10 protein-coding genes are annotated in these 21,241 nt (G+C 77.2%); 2 read left to right on the forward strand and 8 right to left on the reverse strand.

The features are described from left to right. Positions 1 to 5 precede the first annotated feature (5 nt). The 8 genes from P3H78_RS12825 to P3H78_RS12860 all read right to left on the reverse strand — a co-directional run bounded on the left by P3H78_RS12825 (position 6) and on the right by P3H78_RS12860 (position 18,740). On the reverse strand, positions 6 to 3,182 hold the full coding sequence (locus tag P3H78_RS12825) for a non-ribosomal peptide synthetase (RefSeq protein WP_276109052.1): 3,177 nt from the start codon (positions 3,180 to 3,182) through the stop codon (positions 6 to 8). Then, positions 3,179 to 5,020, reverse strand: a complete 1,842-nt coding sequence (locus P3H78_RS12830) for a condensation domain-containing protein (protein ID WP_276109053.1) — start codon at positions 5,018 to 5,020, stop codon at positions 3,179 to 3,181. The genes P3H78_RS12825 and P3H78_RS12830 overlap by 4 nt, the downstream gene beginning before the upstream one ends. Continuing rightward, positions 5,013 to 5,237 carry an MbtH family protein gene (locus tag P3H78_RS12835; protein ID WP_276109054.1) on the reverse strand — a complete coding sequence of 75 codons (225 nt, stop codon included), beginning with the start codon at positions 5,235 to 5,237 and terminating at the stop codon, positions 5,013 to 5,015. The genes P3H78_RS12830 and P3H78_RS12835 overlap by 8 nt, the downstream gene beginning before the upstream one ends. Positions 5,238 to 5,425: 188 nt before the next feature. Next, on the reverse strand, positions 5,426 to 7,696 hold the full coding sequence (locus P3H78_RS12840; protein ID WP_276109055.1) for a pyridoxal-phosphate dependent enzyme: 2,271 nt from the start codon (positions 7,694 to 7,696) through the stop codon (positions 5,426 to 5,428). 2 nt (positions 7,697 to 7,698) lie between these two features. After that, positions 7,699 to 8,706, reverse strand: a complete 1,008-nt coding sequence (locus P3H78_RS12845) for a GHMP family kinase ATP-binding protein (protein ID WP_276109056.1) — start codon at positions 8,704 to 8,706, stop codon at positions 7,699 to 7,701. Next, positions 8,706 to 10,304 carry an argininosuccinate lyase gene (locus P3H78_RS12850; RefSeq protein WP_276109057.1) on the reverse strand — a complete coding sequence of 533 codons (1,599 nt, stop codon included), beginning with the start codon at positions 10,302 to 10,304 and terminating at the stop codon, positions 8,706 to 8,708. The genes P3H78_RS12845 and P3H78_RS12850 overlap by 1 nt, the downstream gene beginning before the upstream one ends. Before the next feature lie 70 nt (positions 10,305 to 10,374). Next, on the reverse strand, positions 10,375 to 17,730 hold the full coding sequence (locus P3H78_RS12855; protein WP_276109058.1) for a non-ribosomal peptide synthetase: 7,356 nt from the start codon (positions 17,728 to 17,730) through the stop codon (positions 10,375 to 10,377). 302 nt (positions 17,731 to 18,032) lie between these two features. Next, positions 18,033 to 18,740: a formylglycine-generating enzyme family protein gene (locus P3H78_RS12860; protein ID WP_276109059.1), complete on the reverse strand. Its 708-nt coding sequence runs from the start codon at positions 18,738 to 18,740 to the stop codon at positions 18,033 to 18,035. Positions 18,741 to 19,262: 522 nt separating this feature from the next. Here P3H78_RS12860 and P3H78_RS12865 point away from each other — a divergent pair. Together P3H78_RS12865 and P3H78_RS12870 are read left to right on the forward strand one after the other, a co-directional pair. Then, entirely contained in the window at positions 19,263 to 20,678 is a 1,416-nt protein-coding gene (locus tag P3H78_RS12865) for a hypothetical protein (protein ID WP_276109060.1), read from the forward strand. Continuing rightward, positions 20,675 to 21,175 (forward strand): RDD family protein, encoded by a 501-nt coding sequence (locus P3H78_RS12870; RefSeq protein WP_276109061.1) that lies wholly within the window; start codon positions 20,675 to 20,677, stop codon positions 21,173 to 21,175. The genes P3H78_RS12865 and P3H78_RS12870 overlap by 4 nt, the downstream gene beginning before the upstream one ends. The last annotated feature ends 66 nt before the right edge of the window (positions 21,176 to 21,241 follow it).

Below are 21,241 nucleotides of genomic sequence, written 5' to 3' on the forward strand. Positions count from 1 at the left end.
GGTGGTCAGACGGCGGGGGCGCGGCGCGCGCGGCGCACGATCGGCGGTTCGTCCACGGGCGCGGACGCGTCGGCGGCCGCGGCGAGTTCGGCGACGGTCGGGCCGGCGAAGAAGCGGCGCACGGTGACCGCGGCGCCGAGGTCGGAGCGGACCTCCGCCAGCAGCCGGGTGGCCAGCAGGGAGTGTCCGCCGAGGGCGAAGAAGTCGTCGTCGAGACCGACCCGTTCGGCTCCGAGGAGGCGCTCCCACAGGGCTGCGAGGCGGCGTTCGGTCCCGGTGCGCGGGGCCCGGTAGGGCCGTTCGGCGGCGGGCGCGACCGGGGCGGGCAGCGCGGCCAGGTCGGTCTTGCCGTTCGGGGTGACGGGCAGCCGGTCCAGGACGGTGACCGTCAGCGGCACCATCCACTCCGGCAGGACGGTCCGCAGGTGCGCGCGCAGCGCGGCAGGGTCGGGGGCGGCTCCCTCGGCGGGCACCGCGTATCCGGCGAGGGCGGGCCCGGCCGGGGTGGCGACGACGGTGACCGCGGCCCGGCCGACGTGCGGGTGCCCGGCGAGGGCGTCCTCGATCTCGCCGGGTTCGATGCGCAGGCCGCGGATCTTGACCTGCCGGTCGGCCCGGCCGAGGTACTCGACCTGCCCGTCGGCGCTCCAGCGGGCGAGGTCGCCGGTGCGGTACATGCGGGTGCCGGGCGGTCCGGACGGGCAGGCGGTGAAGCGCTCGGCGGTGAGCCCGGGGCGGCCGAGGTAGCCCTGGGCGAGTCCGGCCCCCGCGATGTACAGCTCCCCGGGGACGCCGGGCGGCACGGGGGCGAGGCGGTCGTCGAGGACGTGCAGGCGGGTGCCGTCCAGGGGCCGTCCGACGGGGATCTGCCCGGCCGGGGCGTCCTGTCCGGGGGCGAGGGCGAAGGTGGCGGCGAAGGTGGTCGTCTCGGTCGGGCCGTAGGCGTTGGTGACGGTGGTGCGGGGGCAGTGGGCGCGGACCCGGGCGACGGCGGCCGGCGAGGCGGCCTCCCCTCCGGTCATCACTTCGCGCAGCCCCGACAGCCGCTCCGGGCAGCGGTCGGCGAGTTCGTTGAAGAGGGTCGCGGTCAGGAACGTGCCGGTGACCCGCTGACCGGCGATCAGGTCGGCCAGGGCGTTGACGTCGAGGTCCCCGGGCGGGGCGACGACGACGAGCCCGCCGTTCAGGAGCGGCACCCACAGCTCGTAGGTGGAGGCGTCGAAGGCGTGCGGGGAGCGCAGGAGGACGCGTTCGTGGGCGCCGCCGCGCCAGCGCCGGTCCAGGGCGAGGCCGACGACCTCGCGGTGGGCGACGGCGACGCCCTTGGGGGTTCCGGTCGAGCCGGACGTGTACATCAGGTAGGCGAGGCCGTCGGGGTGCGCGGCGGACCGGTCCGGGGCGGTGCCGTGGGGAGGGTCCGCGTCCTCGCCGGGGGGCGGGGCGTGCCGCAGGCCGAGGTCCGCCGCCGTCGCGGGGTCGCCGACGAGGACGGCCGCGCCGGCCCCGGCGACGATCGCCGCCGACCGGGCCCGCGGGGCGCGCGCGTCGAGCGGCAGGTAGGCGGCGCCGGCCTTCAGCACGCCGAGGCAGGCGGCGACGAGGTCGGCGGAGCGGTCCAGCAGGACCGCGACGGTGTCGCCCGGACGGACCCCGAGCGCGGCGAGGCGGGCGGCCAGCCGGCCGGAGTGCGCGTCGAGTTCGCCGTAGGTCGTCCGCCGGTCGCCGCAGACGACGGCGGTGCGGTCCGGGTGGGCAGCGGCCCGCGCGGCGAACAGGGTGTCGACGGTGCCGGTGCAGGGTTCGGCGGGCGCCCCCTGCCAGCCGTCCAGCAGGTCGGCGCGCTCGGCCGGGGTCAGCAGGTCGAGGGCGGCGATCGGGGCGTGCGGGTCGTGGACGGCGGCGTCGGCGAGGCGGACCAGGCGGTCCAGGAGCCGCCGGGCGGTGTCCGCGTCGAACAGGTCGGCGGCGTACTCCAGCGCCAGTGCGATCCCGGCGGGCTCGCCGGTCGCGGGGTCGTGGTGCTCGTCGACCTCCAGGGTCAGGTCGAACTTCGCGGTGGCGGTGCGCACCGGCTCCGTCCGCACCCGCAGTCCGGGGAAGTGCGGGGTGCCGCCGGTGTCGCGGCGTCCTGCCACGGCGATCTGGAACAGCGGGTGGCGGCCGGGCGAGCGGGCCGGGTTGAGGCGTTCGACGAGGGCGTCGAACGGCAGGTCCCGGCAGGCGTGCGCGTCGAGCGCGGCGTCGCGGACGCGGTCCAGCACGTCGGTGAAGGACGGGTCGCCGGAGGTGTCGGCGCGGACCACCACGGTGTCCACGAAGAGGCCGACGAGGTCGTGCAGGGCCTCGTCGTCGCGGCCGTCGACCGGGCACCCCAGCGGCAGGTCGGTACCGGCGCCGAGCCGGGTCAGCAGGGCGGCGAAGGCGGCCTGGACGGCCATGAACGGCGTGGCCTGCCGCTCGCGGGCGAGCGCCGCGAGCCCGGCGTGCGCGGCGGCGCCGGTCCGCGCGGTCACCACGGCGCCGCGGTGGGTGGCGGCGGCGGGGCGGGGACGGTCGGTGGGCAGGGCGTGCTCGTCGGGCAGGCCCCGCAGGGCGTGCGCCCGCCGGTCGAGCTGGCGGGCGTGCAGGGATCCGGAGTCGTCGGGGGCGCCGAGGACCTCGTGCCGCCACAGGGCGTAGTCCGGGTACTGCACGGGCAGTTCGGGCCAGTCGGGGCGGCCGCCGAGGAGGCGGGCGGTGTAGGCGGCGGCCAGGTCGCGGACCAGGACGTCGAGGGAGGCGCCGTCGCCGGCGATGTGGTGCAGGACGAGCAGCAGCAGGTGCTCCCCGGCGCCGTCGGTGAACAGTTCGGCGCGCAACGGGGTCTCGGTGGCGACGGCGAAGGGGTGGGCGGCGGCGCGGAGGGCCAGGTCCCGGTGCTCGGCGGCCGGGCGGACGGTGACGGTGTGCGCGGGGGCGGTGCCCGGCTCCAGCACGTGCTGGCGGGGGTCGCCGCCGTCGTCGGGGAGGACGGTGCGCAGGGCCTCGTGGCGGTCCGTCACGTCGGCCAGGGCGCCGGTCAGGGCGGTGCGGTCGAGGGCGCCCCGCAGGTGCAGCGCCACGGGGATGTTGTGCAGGCCGCCCGGGTCGCCGTCGCGGCACAGGAACCACAGGCGGCGCTGGGCGTGGGACAGGGGGATCACAGCACTCCTCGGAGCTGGGACTCGAAGGCGTCGAGGTCGGCCTGGCTGAGGCCGGAGAGGGTCACGTCGGACGGGGTCGGTGCGGCGGTGCCGGCCGTCGCGGTGTGGCGGGCGAGGGCGCGCAGCATCACGAACCACTCCTCGGCCAGCGCCCGCACCCGGCCGGCCGGGTGGGCGTTGCCCGCCCAGGTCCAGGTGGCGCTCAGGACCGGCCCGCCGGGGCCCTCGTGGGCGGCCGCGTTGACCTCGACGGCGTGGGCCATGGGCAGGCCCTCGTCGGCGTCGTCGAGGGCGACGTCGTGGCCGGGGGCGGCGGCCCAGTCGGCGGTGTCGCCCATGGGGAAGCGGCCGAGGTAGTTGAAGCCGAGCTCGGGGATGCCGAGCGCCGCCAGCCGGGGGGCGGTGCGGGGGTTGGTGTGGCGCAGCAGGCCGTGGCCGATGCCGTGGTCGGGGACGGCCCGCAGGGCCTCCTTGACCTGGCGCAGCACGGCACCCGCGGTGGGGCCGCCGGCGCGGGCGTCGTCGAGGTCGGGGCGGCCGAGCGCGAAGCGGACCGGGTAGACGGTGGTGAACCAGCCGACGGTGCGGGACAGGTCGAGCCCGTCGGTGATCTCCTCGCGGCCGTGGCCCTCGACGTCGACGAGGACCGTGCCGCCGTCCGCGTCGCCGGTGACGGGCCGCCGCCAGCCGAGGACGGCGAGGGCGAGCCCGGTGAGCAGGACGTCGTTGACGGTTCCGTTGACGAGGCCGGGCGCGGTGGTGAGCAGTGGCCCGGTGACGTCGGGCGGCAGGGTGAGGGTGAGCCGGTGGGCGGCGCTCTCGGCGTCGAGCCGGTCCGGGGCGCACACCCCGCCGAGCGGTTCGGGGGCCGGGCGGAGCATGCCGGCCCAGCGGTCCGCCTCGGCCGTGCGGCGGCCCGAGACGGCGTCGGCGCGCAGCAGTCCGGCCCAGTGCGCGAACGGTGTCGGCGCCGGTTCGGGGGCCGGGTCGGCGCCCGCAGCGAGCTGTGCCCAGCAGGAGCGCAGGTCGTCCTGGAGGATGCGCCAGGACACGCCGTCGACGGCCAGGTGGTGGACGACCAGGGCGAGCCGGCCCTGCCGGTCCGGGCCGCGGTCGAGGAGGATCGCGCGGAGCATCACGCCGTCGGCGGGCGAGAGCAGCCGCCGGGCGGCGCGGATGCGGTCGGTCGTCAGGCCGGGCAGGTCGGCGTCGGCCGCGGCGCGCACGTCGTGGTGCTCGACGAGCAGGTCGGCGTCGACGGTCCCGGGCGGTGGCAGGTACGGCGCGTCCCCGGCCGCGGCGGCGCCGCCGGGCACCCGCATCCGGAGGACGTCGTGCGTGTCGAGCAGGGCCCGCACGATGCGCACGGCCTCGGCCCGGCCGCAGCCGGCGGGGCTGCGGACGACGAGCGTCTGGTGGTAGGTGTCGACGGGGCCGCCGAGTTCGCCGAGCCACGCCATGATCGGGGTGGGGGCGAGCGGCCCGGTGCGCCGGGCGGGCGCCGCGGTCCGTGCGCCGGCGCCGGGTCCGCCGACGGCGCGGGCGCCGGCCGCGAGCGCGGCCACGGTCTCGCTGCGCAGCACGTCGCGGGTGCTGAGCAGGAGTCCGGCGGGGCGGGCGCGGCTGACGACCTGGATGGCCTGGATGCTGTCGCCGCCGAGGCCGGTGAAGCTCTGCCCCGGGTCGACGGCGGGGGTGCCGAGGACGTCGGCGATCAGTGCGCAGAGGATCGCGGCCGGGTCCTGCGGGGGGCGGCCGGCTCCGGACTCCGCCGGGCCGGTGCCGCCCGCCGGCAGCCGTGTCGCGGGGCCGGCCGGGGTGAGCGCGGTGTCAGTCACGGGGGGCGGTCCCGTCGAGGGCGGCCACCAGGGACGCGGGGCGCATGTCGGTCCAGTGCTCCTCGACGTGGTCGAGGCAGGCCCCGCGGGAGTCGGGGCCGTGCACGGTGGTCCAGCCGGCGGGGACGGGCAGGGTCGCGGGCCACAGCGCGTGCTGGAGTTCGTCGTTGCGGACGACGAGGTAGGAGGCGTTGTCGTTCTCGAAGGGGTTGCTCATGGCTCGGTCACCTCGGATGCGGTTCGCGTCGGCACGCCGTACGGGCGTACGGCGCGGGCTGGTGGCGGTACGGGGCGTACCGCTCGGGTCGGTGGCGCGGCACGGACGGGCCGTACGGCGCGGATGCGGCGTACGGCGGACGGGGGCCGTACGGCGCGAGGAGGGGTGCGGGTCGCCGGTGGCGACGGTCACGGCGCGGGGCGGGGGGCCACGGTGAGGCGGACCAGGCGGTGCGCCTCGTCGAGGGCCTCGGTGACGCGCTGCGCGGTGGGGTGGGAGGCGATGACGTGCCCGATGCGGTCGCCCGCGCTGCGGGGGCGCAGGACGGCCGCGCCGGGCGCGGCGGTGACGGCGACCGCCTCGACGTCGGTCACGGCGGCCGCCTCCCGGGTGCCGTCGACGGCGGTGAGGACACCGTCCGCGGGCGGCAGGACGAACTGGATCCCCGCGTGGGCGTCGTGGGCGCGCTTGAGGACGGGGGGCAGTCCGACAGCGGCCCGCAGCTGCTGCTCCAGCAGGTCGATCCCGGTGGCCAGGCGCACGAGTTCGGGGATCATGCCGCCGGCGGGACGGGGGTTGATCTCGACGACGGCGGGTCCGTCGGGCGTGAGCTTCACCTCGGTGTGGGTGGCGCCGGCCAGGATCCCTGCCGCGTCCAGGGCGGCGGTCACCGTCTCGGTGATGCGCTGCGCGGCCCCGGCGGGCAGCGGGGCGGGGAACAGGTGCCGGTGCTCGACGAAGTGCGGGGTTCCGGTGACCGACTTGGCGGTGATGCCGACGCACTCGGCCCGGCCGTCCCAGCTGACCATCTCCACGCTGTACTCGGGGGCGTCCAGGTACTCCTCGACCAGGACGGTGCCGGCGGTCGGCATGCCGCGGGCGTTGGTGGTGACGGCGAGGACGCGGGCGGCGTGGCCGGCGGCGCTCGCCGCGTCGTGGCACAGCAGGACGTTGACGGAGCCGGAGTCGTCGGCCGGTTTGACCACGCAGGGCAGTCCGGTCCGGGCGGTGGCGGCGGCCGCGGCGGCCGGTTCGCGCACTGCGGCGTGGCGTGGCTGGCGCACCCCGGCCGCGTCCAGCAGGGCGCGCAGCGCGGCCTTGTCGCGGCAGGCGGCGACGGCCTCGGGCGGGTTTCCGGGCAGGCCGAGCCAGCGCGCCAGGCGTGCCGCGGCGGGGACGTAGAAGTCGCTGGTGGTGGTGATGCCCGCGATCTCCTCGCGGCGGAAGCGCTCCTGCACGGCGGTGCGCAGGGCGGCGTCGGAGGTGGTGTCGCAGCGGATCACCTCGGCGCCGGTGGCGGCCAGCCCCCGGTACCGGTCGGGGTCGCCGGTCAGCAGGACCGGGGCGAGGCCGAGCCGGTCGCGCGCGGTGTCCAGGGCGATCATGCCGGTGCCGGTGGTGTTGGACTCGACGAAGACCAGGTGCCGCCGCACGTCGGCGGGCGCGCGGTAGGACTGCGCGGACCAGCTCAGCGCGGTGTCCCCGGGTGCCACCGCGGCCGGCCGCCGCGGGACGGGCAGGTCGCGCAGGCGGTGGGCGTCCCAGTGCGCGTCGCTGTAGACGGTCTCGGCGTAGCGGTCGCCGCGGTCGGGCATGATGCCGACGACACGGGTGCCGGGCTCGGCGCGGCGGGCCAGGTCGCCGAGGACGCGGTAGACGGAACCGGAGGTGTTGCCCCCGAAGATCTGCTGCTCGCGGGCGAGGTCGCGGGTGGCGGCGAAGGCCTCGTGGTCGTTGAGCCAGTGGACCTCGTCGACGAGGGTGCGGTCGAGGTTCTTCGGCAGCAGGCTGTTGCCGAGGCCGCTCTGCAGCCGCTGCGGCACGTCGGGCTGCCCGAACAGGGCGCTGCCCACGCAGTCCACGCCGACCACGTGCAGGGCGGGCAGCGTCTCCTTCAGGGCGCGGGCGGTGCCGCACAGCGAGCCACCGCTGCCGACGGCGCCGACGAGGGTGTCGATGTGGCCGAGGTCGGCGGTGAGTTCGCCGGCCAGGTCGCGGTAGGCGCCGGGGTTGTCGGGGTTGGTGTACTGCTGCGGCCAGAAGGCGCCCGGCAGTTCGGCCATCAGCTCGGCGAGCCGCTCCAGGCGGGCGGACTGCCAGCCGTGGCTGGTCATGGCGCCCACGACGTGGACCCGGCAGTCCAGGGCACGCAGTTTGGCGAGGGTGACGGGGTCGATGCGGGGGTCGGTGACGATGTGGACCTCGTGGCCGAGCGAACGGCCGACGAGGGCGACGCCGAGGGCCATGGTGCCCGAGGAGCTCTCCACGACGGCGGCGTCGGGGCGCAGCGTGCCCAGCCGCCGGGCCTCCAGGATGATGTTGCGGGCGACCCGGTCCTTCATCGCGAAGAGGTTCTGCAGCTCCAGCTTGGCGTAGACCTCCACGCCGCGGTCCGCGCCGAGGCGCAGCCGGACCAGCGGCGTCCGGCCGATGGCGTCGGTCAACGTGTCGTACAGCATGCTCAGATCTCCAGCTCGTGAGGGAGTGCGGACGGCACGGCCGGCACCGGTCGCTGCGCGGGCAGCACCGGCACGGCGGGCCGCGGCGGGCCCCAGTCGTCGCCGGCGCCCAGGGAGCGGTGCACGGACACCTCGCCGCCGAGGAGGGCGCAGCCGGCCCTGATGTGCGCGGTCTTGCCGTCGAGTTCGGGGTCGTCCGCGTCGAGGAGGACGCCGAGCAGGGTCCCGCTGTGGGCGAGGACCAGGCCGAGGCCGCCGACCTCGCGGGCGAGGGCGTGCAGCCGGGCGAAGCCGGGGCGTGCGCGCCGGGCCGTGTTCAGCTCGGCGCTGCGGGTGGCCACCGCGCCGACGGCGGGCAGGTCGCCCGCCGCGACGGCGTCGGCGAGCCGGTCCAGCAGCCGGGCGTACTCACGCCGTTCACCGGCTCCGACGGCGGCGGCGCTGCGGTTGTGGGCGACGGTGTCGACCTGGCCGCCCTCGTCGTGGGCGACGACGGCGAGCGGGGGCAGGGTGCCGAGGCGGCGGCCGAGGCGGACGGCGCGGTGGTGGAAGCAGACGATCTCGTCGTACATGACGCCGTCGGCGGGTTCGACGCCGCGCAGCAGGTCCTCGGTCTCGGCGGGCGTGAAGGAGCGGCCGAAGGCGGCGCCGACGGCCCGCACGGTGGCGACGAGGTCGGCGGAGGAGCTGGCCATGCCCTTGCCCTCCGGGAGGGTCCCGCCCAGTTCCAGCAGGCCGCCGCCGGGGACGCCGAGCGCGTCGAGGACGGTCTCGGCGACCCGGCGGGACTTGCCCTTGTGCGGCGGTACGACGTGCACGTCCCGCCCGCCGGGCCGCGGCCGGAAGACGGCGGTGGCCCAGCGGGCCAGGGGGAAGGTGACGAGGAAGTCGCCGTCCGCGCCGGGCAGGGCACCCTGGAGGAGTTCCCCGAAGGTGCCGAAGGCGTGTCCGGTGCCGGTGGCGGCGGGCGCGGGGACGTCGGCCGCGCTGCGTATCGGTGACGGCGGCATCAGCGCTCCCCGGTTCCCGCGGGGCCGCCCGCGAGGTCCCCGGCCGTCGCGGCGGCCCGGGAGGCCGGGACGGCGGTGGCCGGGGCGGGCTCCGGGCGGAGGCCGAGCGCGCGGTCCGTCTCGGCGGCGCCCGCGTCGACGGCCTCGGCGCGCCGGGCCCAGGCCGCGCGCACCTCCGCCTGCGCGGCGCGCTGCGCGTCCAGCACGGCCCCGACGGCCTCGGGGTGGGCCGACCCGGCGGAGGCCAGGCGGGCGAGTCCCCGGTCGACGTCGAAGGCGTCGGCGAGCAGTCCGGCCGGGTCGGTGAGCGCGTGGCCGTGCGCGGCGGCCGCCTCGACGAGGAGCTCGGGCACGCCCGGGTACGGCGGGGCACCGGCGGCGTCGGCGCGCACGATGTACTTTCCGGCGACGACCTGCGCGGTGCGCCAGGGCACGTCCTCGGTCAGGGTGAGCGCGTTGGCGAGGGCGAACCCGCCGAGGAACTCCCGCTCGCACACGGCGCGCATCCGCTCGGCGCGGAAGGTGAGGCGGCGCAGCACCTCGGTGAGGAGCCGGACGGTGCCGTGGGCGGAGTCGAAGGCGGCCAGGACGTGCGTGCCGGCCTCCTTGGAGACCTCGACGAGGTTGCAGAAGGGGGTGTTGCGCTGGCCGAGCAGGACGTCCGTGTGGAAGGCGGTGAGGTGGGCGGTGCGGCCGCGGATGCGTTCCAGCACCGGGTAGTTCCTCTTCTGCGGCATGGCGGAGGAGATGCCGGACAGTTCGTCGGGCAGCTCGACGAAGCCGTACTCGCTGCCGCCCCAGGTGAGCAGGTCGGTGGTGAAGCGGCTGAGCGCGGCGCCGAGCAGGCTGAGTTCGGCGGTAGCCTCGGCGCTCCAGCGGCGGGAGGCGACGGCGGTGAGCGCGTGGGGCTGCGGGCCGGCGAAGCCGAGCAGGCGGGCCATCCGGTCGCGGTCCCAGGGGAGTTCCTGTCCGGCCATGGCGCCCGCGCCCAGCGGGCAGGCGTCGATGCCGTCGTGGGCGTGCAGCAGCCGCCGCTGGGTGTGCAGCAGGTGCTCCGAGAGGGCGGCCAGGTGGAAGCCGGGGGTGATGACCTGGGCGGCCTGGAAGTGCGTGTAGCCGGGCATGGGCAGGTGCCGGGTCTCCTGCGCGCGGCGGAGCACGACGTCGCCGAGTTCCAGCAGGGCCGCGGCGAACCGGGTGAGGCGGTCGCGGCCGAACATCACCTGGGCGCAGGACTGGAGGTCGTTGCGGCTGCGGTCGACGTGCCAGCGCACGGCGGGCCGCGGCAGTCCGGCCTCGACGTGGCGTTCGAGGGCGAAGGCGATGTCCGACATGTTGGCGTCGGGGCGCGGCGCGAGGGTGTCCGGGCCGACGCCGTCGAGCAGGGCGGCGACGGTGTGCGCCTCGTCGGCGGTGAGCAGGCCCATCCGGGCGTACTCGGCGGTGAGGGCCTTCTCGACGGCGACGTAGTGGGGCAGCAGGTGGCGGGACTCGAACCGGAACTGCGGGGCGAGCACCTCGTCGTGCAGCAGTTGGTTCGGCCCGCCGCTGATGCGGCCGGTGAGTTCGGCGGCGGGCGGCGGGGACTGGCTCGTCACGTGACGGTGTCCGTTCTGTGGAGTGGGCGGCGGCGCGGGAGGGCCGGTGGGGGTGCCTTCCGGCAGGGGGTCAGCGGCGGTCGGCCGCGGCGAGGGCCGCGTCGAGCGCGGCGGCCACGTCCGTGACGTACGGGGGCCGCATCAGGGCGTAGTGGTCGCCCGCGGACTCGTACCTGACCAGGCCGGGGACCCGCTCGGCCCACCGGTCGGCGGACCCGAGCGCGGCGCCGGTGGAGCTCTGGTGGAAGTGCACGGGACCCGGGGCCGGGGACGGGGCGTAGCGGGCGGCGGCGAGCAGGTTGGTGCGGAACACCGCGTAGTGGCGGGCGAGTTGGTCGCCGTCGGGAACGGGGGCCCCGTCCGCCGCGAGGCGGTCCGCCACGGCCCGCAGCCGGGCCGGGGCGCCGTCCGCGGTCCGCAGGGCGGCGGCCAGGGCGGCTCGGGATCCGGGGCCGGGGTCCGTGCCGGCGGACCGGGCCAGGTCGTCGTGGAACCACTCCAGCAGCGACGTCTCGTCCTCGGGGACGTCGGTCGTGCCGGGGTGGGCGGTGTCCAGCAGGGTGAGGGTGGCGACGTGCTCGCCGGCGGCCCGCAGCCGGTGGGCCATCTCGTAGGCGAGGAGTCCGCCCAGGGACCAGCCGGCGAGGTGGTACGGGCCGTGCGGGCGGATCCGGCGGACGGCGGCGACGTGGGCGGCGGCGAGGTCGGCGACGGTCGCCGCCGGCCCGGGCTCCGCGCCGCGGGCCGGGCCGGTCGCGTCCAGCGCCGGAGCGGCGAGCCCGTGCACGGGACGGCCCGCGCCGAGGGCGGCCCCGAGCTCGCGGTAGCACAGGACGCTGCCGCCGACGGGATGCACCAGGAACAGCGGGTCCAGGTCGCCCCCCGGCCGGATGCGGACCACCGGGTCCGGGCCCGAGGGGCGCCGGCCGCGCAGGACCTCCGCCTGGCGGGCGACGGTCGGGTGCTCCAGCACCGTGGCCACCGGGAGCCGTTCGCCGAAGGCCGCGTTGACGCGGCCGATCAGCCGCAGGGCGTCGATGGAGTGGCCGCCGGCGGCGAAGAAGTCGTCGTCGACGCCGACCGGCCCGGTTCCGAGCAGTTCCTCCCAGATGCGGGCGAGGCGGGCCTCCGTCGCGTCGCGGGGCGGTGCGGGCGGGGTGGCACGGTGCGCGGCCGCCGGGTCGGGGGCGGGCAGCGCGGCCCGGTCGAGCTTGCCGTTGGGGGTGAGCGGCAGGGCGTCCAGCGGGAGCCAGGCGGAGGGGACCATGTGGTCGGGGAGCCGGGTGCGGGCGTGCCGGGCGAGGTCGCCGGCGAGGCCGTCGCCGGTGCCGCGTGTGACCACGTAGCCGACCAGGCGCTCCCCGCGCAGCAGGACGGCGCAGGCGCGGACGCCGGGGTGTTCGGCGAGCACCGCCTCGATCTCGCCCGGTTCCACGCGGAAGCCGCGGATCTTCATCTGGTGGTCGGTGCGGCCGGCGTACTCCAGGGCGCCGTCGGGGCGGTGGCGGGCGAGGTCGCCGGTGCGGTACAGGCGGCGCGGGGTGCCGTCGGGGCCGGTGCGGGTGACGAACCGCTCGGCGGTCAGGTCGGGGCGCCCGTGGTATCCCAGCGCCAGGCCGACACCTTCGAGGTACAGCTCGCCGGTGACGCCCGTGGGGACCTCGGCCAGGCGGGCGTCGAGGACGTGGGTGCGCATGTTGGCGATGGGCCGGCCGATGGGGACGGTGTCCCCGTCGCCGGGCCGGCAGTGCCAGGCCGTGACGTCGACGGCGGCCTCGGTCGGGCCGTACAGGTTGTGCAGGTCGACCCCGGGCAGCAGGGCGAGGAAGCGGTCCCGTACCTCTGCGGGCAGCGCCTCGCCGCTGCACACGACGCGGGTGAGGCCCGCGGCGTGCTGCACAGCGACCGGGTCGTCGAGGAACACGGCCAGCATGGAGGGCACGAAGTGCACGGTGCTGATCCGCTCGTCCCGCACCAGCCCGGCCAGGTAGGCGGGGTCGCGCTGGCCGCCGGGGCGGGCGAGGACGAGGGTGCCGCCGGTGAGCAGCGGCCAGAACAGCTCCCACACCGACACGTCGAACGTGTACGGGGTCTTCTGCAGCACCCGCTCGCCGGGGGCGAGCCGGTAGGCGTCCTGCATCCACAGCAGCCGGTTGGCGATGGCCCGGTGGGAGACCACCACGCCCTTGGGGGTGCCGGTGGAACCCGAGGTGAAGATCATGTACGCGGGGTCGTCCGGGGCCGCGGCCCGGCGGGCGGCGCGGGCCGGGTCCGGGGTGCCGGCGGCGGGGGCAGGGGCAGGGGCGCCTCCCGACGGTGCGGGAGCGTCCGGGACGAGCACCGCGATGCCGGCGGCGCGCAGTGCGGGGGCCCGGTCGGCGTCGGCGACGACGAGGGCGATGCCGGCCTCCGTGAGCAGGGACAGCACGCGCGGCTCCGGATGCCCGGGGTCCAGCGGCACGTACGCCGCACCGGACTTGAGGACGGCCAGGAGCACCACCGGCAGGGCGAGGGAGCGTTCCAGCAGCAGTCCGACGGACGTGCCGGGCCCGGCGCCGTGTTCCGTGAGCCGTGCGGCGAACCGCTCGGCGGCCTCGTCGAGCGCCCGGTAGCCGAGCTCGGCGCCCTCGAAGCGCACGGCCGCGGCACCGGGGGTCGCCCGTACCTGACGTGCCATCAACTCCGTGAGGGTGTGCGGGTCGTCGTACACCCGACCGGTGTCGTTCCACTGCGCGTGGCGGCGGCGGTCCTCGGCGGTGAGCAGGTCGGCGGCGCGGCAGTCCTGTTCCGGGTCGGCGGCGAGGGCGGTCAGGGCGGCCGCGTAGGCGGCGTGGACCGCGGCGATCCGCCCGGTGTCGAACTGCGCGGCGTCGTAGCGCAGTCCGAGGTCGAGGAGACGGCCGTCGGGGCTGCGGGAGAACTCGGCGCCGAAGGCGAAGTCCGTGGCGGCCTCGCCGGTCTCCTCCAGCACGGTGAAGGCGCCGGCGTCCGGGCCGTCCTGCTCCACGTGGAAGTGGGTGTAGTTGAAGAAGGTCTCGAAGGGGGCGGCGCCGCCGTTGCCGCGCACGATCTCCGCGAGCGGGAAGCGCCGGTGCTCGTGGACGCGCAGGTCGAGTTCGGCGACCCGGCGGACCAGGTCCCGCCAGCCGCCGTCGGTGAGGGCGATCCGGAAGGGCAGCGTGTTGAGGAAGGCGCCGACGACCCGGTCGCCGTCGGGTTCCTCCGTCCGGCCGTTGTGCACGACACCGGTGGTGATCTCGTCGGCGCCGCCCATCAGGGCCATGACGCGCACGTGCGCGGCGAGCAGGACGGTGCGCAGCGGCACGCCCAGGTCGGCGGCGAGAACGCCGAGCCGCTCGTGCAGCCCGGCGGGCAGCGGCGCGTCGTACCAGGCCATCCGCGGCGGGCCGCCGACGGGCGCGGTGCGGGGCAGCCGGGTCACGGGGGCGCCGGCGGTATGCCCGGCCCAGAAGGCGCGGTGCTCCGGATCGGCGAGCGCCGCGCGCTCCAGGGCGGTGAAGGCGGCGAAGCGGGAGCGGGGCGCGGGCTCGGCGGCCGGGACGTCCCCGCCCGCGCACAGGCGGACGTAGCGGGAGGCGAGTTCGGTGAGCAGCGAGCGCTCGCTCCAGCCGTCCATGATCGCGTGGTGCTCGGCGACGAGCAGCTGGAAGGAGTCGTCCGAGCGGCGCTGCACGTGGAAGCGGATGAGCGGGGCCCGGTCCCAGGCGAACGGGCGGGCGCGCTCGGCCTCGTAGCGCGCGGCGACGGCGGCCTCCTGCGCGGCCGGGTCGAGCCCGCGCAGGTCCTCGAAGGTGATCCCGGGGCGGGCGTCGCGGTGCACCAGCTGGAGGGGCTCACCGTGGCCGTGCAGGTCGAAGGAGGTGCGCAGCATCTCGTGCCGGGCGGCGGCCTCGGCGACGGTGCGCCGCCAGGCCTGCTCCGACCAGGGCGCGCGGACGTGCCGGCTGGAGACGTTGTGGTAGACGCGGCCCGCGGCGGCGGGCAGATCGCTGTGGAAGAGCATCCCGGCCTGGAGCCGGGTCATGGGGTACGCATCCTCCAGACCCTCCGGCAGCGCGGCCCGGTCCGCGTCGCCGAGCAGCGAGAAGGGCCGGTACGCGGAGGCGGTGCCGGTGCCGCCCGCCGGGTCGCGGGTGACGGCGGCGGCCAGCCCTCGCACGGTCTGGTGCCGCATCAGGTCGACGACGGCGAAGCGCAGTCCGCGGTCGCGGGCCCGGGCGAGCACCTGGAGGGAGCGGATGGAGTCGCCGCCGAGGGCGAAGTAGTTGTCGAGCGCGCCGACCTTCTCGTGGCCGAGCACCTGCTGCCAGATCTCGGCGAGCGCGGTCTCGACCGGTCCGCTCGGCGGCTCGTACGCCGCCGCCGGGGTGAGCGAGCCGGCGGCGGTGCCGGGGTCCGGCAGGGCGCCGCGGTCGGTCTTGCCGTTGGCGGTGAGGGGCAGCTCGGGCAGGGTGACGAAGGCGGCGGGGATCATGTAGCCGGGCAGCCGGGCGGCGAGGTGGGTGCGGAGACCGTCCAGGGTGAGGCCGTCCGGGCTCGGGGCGGCCGTGGTGGGGCCGTCCGGGCTCGGGGCGGCCGTGGTGGGGCCGTCGGGGGCCGGGCCCTCGGGGGCGGCCGGGACCAGGTAGGCGGCCAGTACGGGGGTGCCGGTGGCGTCCGGGACCACGCGGGCGACGGCGGCGGCGACCCCGGGGTGCGCGGCGAGCGCCGCCTCGATCTCGCCGAGCTCGATCCGGAAGCCCCGCAGCTTGACCTGGTCGTCGATGCGGCCGAGGTACTCGAGTTCGCCGTCGGCGCGCAGCCGGGCCAGGTCTCCGGTCCGGTACAGCCGCTCCCCCGAGGGCGCGGTCGGGAAGCGTTCCGCTGTCAGCCCGGGGCGGTTGAGGTAGCCGCGGGCGAGGCCCGCCCCGGCGACGTACAGCTCTCCGGCGGCGCCGCGCGGGACGGGCCGGCCCCGGCCGTCCAGCAGGTGCAGCGCCAGGTCCGGAATGGGGACGCCGATGACGCTGCCCCGGCCCTCCGCCGCGTCACGGGCGGTGAGCGGACGGTAGGTGACGTGCACCGTGGTCTCGGTGATGCCGTACATGTTGACCAGCCGGGGCGAGGCGTCGCCGTGCCGCCCGAACCAGCCGGTGAGCGCGCCGACGTCCAGTGCCTCACCGCCGAACACCACGTGCCGCAGGGCGAGTTCGGCGCCGGGGGCGCCGGGGCCGCGCTCGGCGTCGACGCGGTCGAGCTGGTGGAAGGCGGACGGGGTCTGGTTGAGGACGGTCACCGCCTCGTCGCCGAGCAGCCGGCGGAACTCCTCCGGGGACCGGCTGGTCGCGTACGGCACCACGACGAGCCGTCCGCCGTGGAGCAGGGCGCCCCACAGCTCCCACACGGAGAAGTCGAAGGCGATGGAGTGGAAGAGGGTCCAGACGTCGTCGGGGCCGAAGCCGAACCAGTGCCGGGTGGAGCCGAACAGGCGGGTGATGTTGCGGTGCGGCACCAGGGTGCCCTTGGGGCGGCCGGTGGAGCCGGAGGTGTAGATGGCGTAGGCGAGGTGGTCGGGGGTGACGCCGCTGACCGGGGCGGTGCCGGGCAGCGCGGCGAGCAGCTCCGTGTCCGCCGCCAGGTCCACCGTGTGCTCCGGGCCGTCGTCCAGGAGCGGAAGGGTGGCGGTGGTGGCGACGACGTGGCCGAGGCCGGCGTCTTCGACGATGTGGCGCAGCCGCTCCGGCGGGTTGTCCGGGTCGAGCGGCAGGTACGCGCCGCCCGCCTTCAGGATGCCCAGCAGGCCGATCACCAGTTCGGCGGAGCGGGGCAGGCAGAGGCCGACGAGGGTGTCGGGGCGCACGCCGAGGGCGCGCAGCCGGTGGGCCACCCGGTTGGCCCGGCGGTCCACCTCGGCGTAGGTGAGTCGCCGTCCGCCGTCGGTGACGGCCACCGCGTCGGGGGTGCGGGCGGCGTGCCGGGCGAACTCCTCGTGGGCGCAGCGCACTTCGCCGGCCGGTTCGGCACCGGAGGCCGGCGGCACGGAGGTGAGCGGGCGCGTCTCCGCCTCCGGCAGCATCGGCAGCCGGGACAGGGGCAGGCCGGGATCGGCGACGGCCCCGGCGAGCAGCGTCAGGTAGTGCCGGGTGAACCGCTCCACGGTGGCGGCCTCGTACAGGTCGGCGCGGTACTCCAGCCGGCAGCGGAGACCGTCGTCGGACCGTACGACGTCGAAGGTCAGGTCGAACTTGGCGGTGCCGGGCGGGCCGTCGAGCAGCCGGGCGCGCGGACCGGGCAGCGACGCGGTGGCCGCCCGCTCGTCGTGGAGGCCGAAGACGACGTCGAAGAAGGGGGCGCGGTCGCCGCTGCGCTCGGGGTTGAGGTGCTCGACGATCCGCTCGAAGGGCAGGTCCTGGTGGTCCTGGGCGTCCGCGACGGTCTCCCGCAGCCGCGCCAGGTGGTCGGCGAAGCGGGGGTCGTCGGAGAGGTCGGAGCGGACGACCAGGGTGTTGACGAAGAGGCCGACGGTGTCCGCGAACTCGGCGCGGTTGCGGTTGGCGGCCGGGGTGCCGACCAGCACGTCCTCGCTGCCGGTCCAGCGGCTGAGGACGGTCTGGAACGCGGCCAGCGTCGCGGAGTAGAGGGTGCTGCCCGACTCCCGGCAGAGCGCCTCCAGCCGCTCCAGGACGTCGCCGGGGACGACGGCCTCGTGGACGGCGGCGGTACGGGGTGCGGCGGCCGCGGCGGGACGGTGGTCGGCGGGCAGGCCCGAGGAGGGCAGCTCACCGGCCAGCCGGTCGGCCCAGTAGGCGAGTTGGCGCTCCGCGGCAGGGCTGTGCAGCCACTCCTCCTGCCACTCCGAGAAGTCGGCGTACTGGAATTCCGGCCCGTCCTCGGACACGGCCTGCTCCGGCCGTGCGCCGGTGCGGGCCGCGTAGGCGGTGAGGAGTTCCCGGAGCAGGATCTCGATCGACCAGCCGTCGCCGACGATGTGGTGCATGCCCAGGGCGAGTACGGCGCCTTCACCGCCCTCCCGGCGCAGCAGCGCGGCCCGGAAGAGGGGGCCGGCCGCCAGGTCGAAGGGGCGCCGGTGCTGCGCCTCGGTCCAGCGCTCCACGTCGGCGGGGCCGCGGGCGGTGTCCGCGGACCAGTCGAGCTCGGCGGAGGCGTCGACGTGCTGGAGCACCTCCCCGTCGCGCAGCACGAACCGGGTGCGCAGGGCCTCGTGCCGGTCCAGCAACCCCTGGGCGCAGGCCCGCAGGGCGTCGGCGTCCACCGCGCCGTCCAGGGCACACAGGACGGGCATGTGATACGTCGGTCTGCTCCCCTCCATCTCCTGGAGGAAGTACATCCGCTGCTGGGCGCGCGAGGCGCGGAATACGGTGACCGACGGCTCGGTGAACGGTTCGGCCGGAACGTGAGTGGCCAAGACGACTCCCTCGGCGGCGCGCCTTCCCGGCGCGCGGCGCTGACTCCCACTGGCTGGCTGACACCACGCTAGGGGCGCAGAGGGAAGGAGATAAGTCCCGTTTAGCCGGTCCCCGAATCACGTGACACGACCGGACACGGGGCCTCGGCCTTCCGCCCGAACTCCGCGCGTTCGCGCGGAGTTCGGGCGGAAGGCCGAGGGAGTGGGCGGAAGGCCGAGGAGGGCCGGCCGAAGACCGAGGAGGGTCGGCCGAAGGACGGCGGCGGGCCCCCGGGCGGATGCCGGAGGGGCCGGTCCGCGGCTCAGGCCGACCGGGCGACGCGGAAGCCGAGATCGTCGATGCGGAAGGTGGGATGGCTCTTGCGCCGGCACGCGGCCCGGCACCCCCGCGGCGGGTCGTAGGCGCCGCCGCCCCGGAAGACGCGGTACGGCCCGTACACGCGCGGGTCGTAGACGTCCCAGCACCACTCCCACACGTTGCCGATCATGTCGTGGAGGCCCCACGCGTTCGGCGCCTTCTCCCCCACCGGGTGCACCGCGCCGCCGGAGTTGCCGCGGTACCAGGCGATGTCGTCCAGATCCCCGTACCGGACGCCTGGAGTCCCGGCACGGCAGGCGTGCTCCCACTCCGCCTCGGTCGGGAGGCGGTAGCCGCCGGCGCCCGCGTCGCAGACCGCGTCCAGGGCGTCGGGCCCGTCGCCGAGGGTGTAGCAGGGTCGGAGCCCGGCCCCGCGGGACAGCAGGTTGCAGTAGGCCACGGCGTCCCGCCACGACACGTCGGTGACCGGCGCACGCGGTCCGGCAGCGCTCGCGGGGGCCGCGCCCGTGACCGCCGCGTACTGCTCCCGGGTGACGGGGTGCGGGGCGAGCAGGAAGTCCGCGACCTCCGCCTCCCAGTCCGTGCCCGTCCCCTCGTCGCGCAGCGCGACGGTGCCGCCCGGCACGTGGACCAGCCCGCTCCCCGCCCGGCTCCCCGCCCGCTCGCTGCCCGCCTGCACGTCCCCGTCCACGTCGCCCCCGTCCCCGCCGCGGGTTGCCCGCGGCCTCCGTGGCGATCCTAGGGCGACCGACGGCGAGCGCCTTGGCCGGTGACGGACGAGGGGGGCCGGCGGCGGGCGGCCGCGAGGAACTCAGCCGGTCGTCACGACGGACCGGCCGGTGGTGCGTTGCCAGGCGGTCACGGGCAGCCCGGCCGGTGGCACGCGGGCAACCCGACCGGTGGCACCCAGGCAGCCGACCGGCGGCACGCAGGCAACCCGACCGGCGACACGCGGCTCCGCAGCGGCCGGCGGAGCAGCCGGCCGGACGGGCGGTGCGGTACCCGGCACCGGAGACGTCGTGGGCGGAACGGCGCGCGCGCCGTGGCCCCGGACCGGGCGGCCGGCAGGACGCCGCGCGGCCGGGGCCGCACCGGAGGGCCGCCCGCCTCGTCGGCCCGTGGTCACCGCGCGGGCGGCCGACGCCGTCGTCGCGGGCCCCGGTCACCCTCGGAGGGTGAAGCGGGCCCGCGCACGCGGTGGTCTGATACGGGCGTGAGTGAGACCCCGGACGACCCGACCCGCCGGCTGCCACCGGGCGGAGCGGACGGGAACGGCCGGGACGGGCAGGAGCGCCGGGCGGCCGCGGAGGGTCGGGACCGGTCGGCACTCTCCGGTGCCACCCGCCTGGTCCTGGGGGCGGCGGGCCTGGCCGCGGACGCCGTCGCCGCCGCCCGCCCGCCGGTCCCGCGTCCGCCGTCGGCGGTGGCACGGTCCGCGGCACCGCTCGCGGACGCCGCGCTGGGCCTCGCGCTGGAGGCGCAGCGCCGGTCGCTGTCCGTCGTCTCCTCCGCGGCCGGCCGCACCGCGCGCACGATGCGCACCGCGACCCGGTGGCTGGTGCCGCCCGGGGTGCTCGACGCCCTCGGCCGCCGGATCGACGACTGGAGCGCGCGGGGAGCGTCCGAGCGGACGCGGGCACGCGGCGAGGTCCTGCCCCTGGCGCGGGCGTTCGTCCGGTCCCTGACGGCGGCCGTGGTCGAGGAGATCGACCTCGACGCCGTGGCCGACCGGCTCGACGTGGACCGCGTCGCCGCCCGCATCGACGTGAACGCCCTGCTGGACCGCATCGACGTCGACGCCGTCCTCGACCGCGTCGACCTGGACGCCGTGCTGCGCCGCGTGGACCTCGACGCGCTGCTGCGGCGCGTCGACCTGGACACCGCGGTCGCCCGGGTGGACGCGGACGCGCTGCTCCGCCGCGTCGACGTCGACGCCGTGGTGGCCCGGGTCGACCTGGACGCCCTGCTGGACCGGGTCGACCTCGACGCCGTCGCCGACCGGCTCGACGTGGACCGTGTCGCCGCCCGCATCGACCTGGACACGGTGCTGGCCGGGGTGGACCTCGACCGGGTGCTGGCCCGGGTCGACCTGGACGCCCTGCTGGCGCGCCTGGACCTGGCGGCGTACACGGGGCAGGTGCTGGAGGAACTGGACGTCGGGCGGATCGTCCGGGACACCGGCGGCAGCATCACCGCGGAGACGGTGGACGCCTTCCGCGAGCAGAACGTGCGCGCCGACCGGTTCGTGCAGCGGCTGACCGACCGGCTGCTGCACCGCGCGGAGGGCGGGCCGCCGGGCGCCGCCTCGCCCCCGGCGTCCCCCGGCGCACCCCTGCCGCCGGGCGCGCCACCGGCCCCTTCCGCCCCTCCCACCGGCCCGCCGCGGGCCACCGCCCCGGCCGTGGGCACCCCGCCCGGGGCCGCGTCCCCGGACGGGCACGAGCCGGAGGGGTCCGGCGGCGGACCGGAGCCTGCGCGGTCGGACGAGGGACGCCCTCCGCCGCGACCCGGCGACCGGCGCCCCCCGGAACGGTCCGGTGACGCGGACGGCCCGGAGCAGTCCGGCGGCGGGCCGGCCGCACGGCCCGCGGACCGGCTCCGGCCGGCCGGGCCGGAGGCACCGCCGTGACCGCGGTGACCCGGGCGCACGGCCCGGCCGAACCCGGCCTGCAGGGCCTTCCCGCGGGCATCGTCTCGCGCGCGGTCGCGGCCGCCGTGGACGCGCTCGTCGTCACGGCCCTGGTGCTGGCGATCGATCTCGGCATCGGGGCGGTCGCGTACCTGCTGCTGGGGCCGCCGTTCTCACCTCCTGACGCGGGTGCCTGGATCACCTTCGGCTGGGGCGCGGTGGTGGCCGTGGGCTACCTGGCCGGCAACTGGGCCGTCTCGGGGCGGACCGTCGGGGACCAGCTCATGGGGCTGCGGGTGACGCGCCGGTCGGGTGGCCGGCTCCGCCCGGGTGCCGCCACGGTGCGGGCCGTGCTGTGGATCGCCGCCCCCTGGGGTCTGCTGTGGGTCCCCGTCAGCCGCCGCCGGGCCTCGGTGCAGGACCTCGTCGTCGGCAGCTGCGTCGTCCACGACTGGTACGGCCGGTCACGCCCGCCGGGACACCACGGGCACAGGTGAGAGCGACGGGCGCCGGGCGAGTGCGACACCCGTACGGCACGAAGGCCGCGCCCACCACGCGGCGGC

This window comes from Streptomyces tropicalis (genome assembly GCF_029269835.1).
In the GTDB taxonomy this organism is placed as follows: Bacteria; Actinomycetota; Actinomycetes; order Streptomycetales; family Streptomycetaceae; genus Streptomyces; species Streptomyces tropicalis.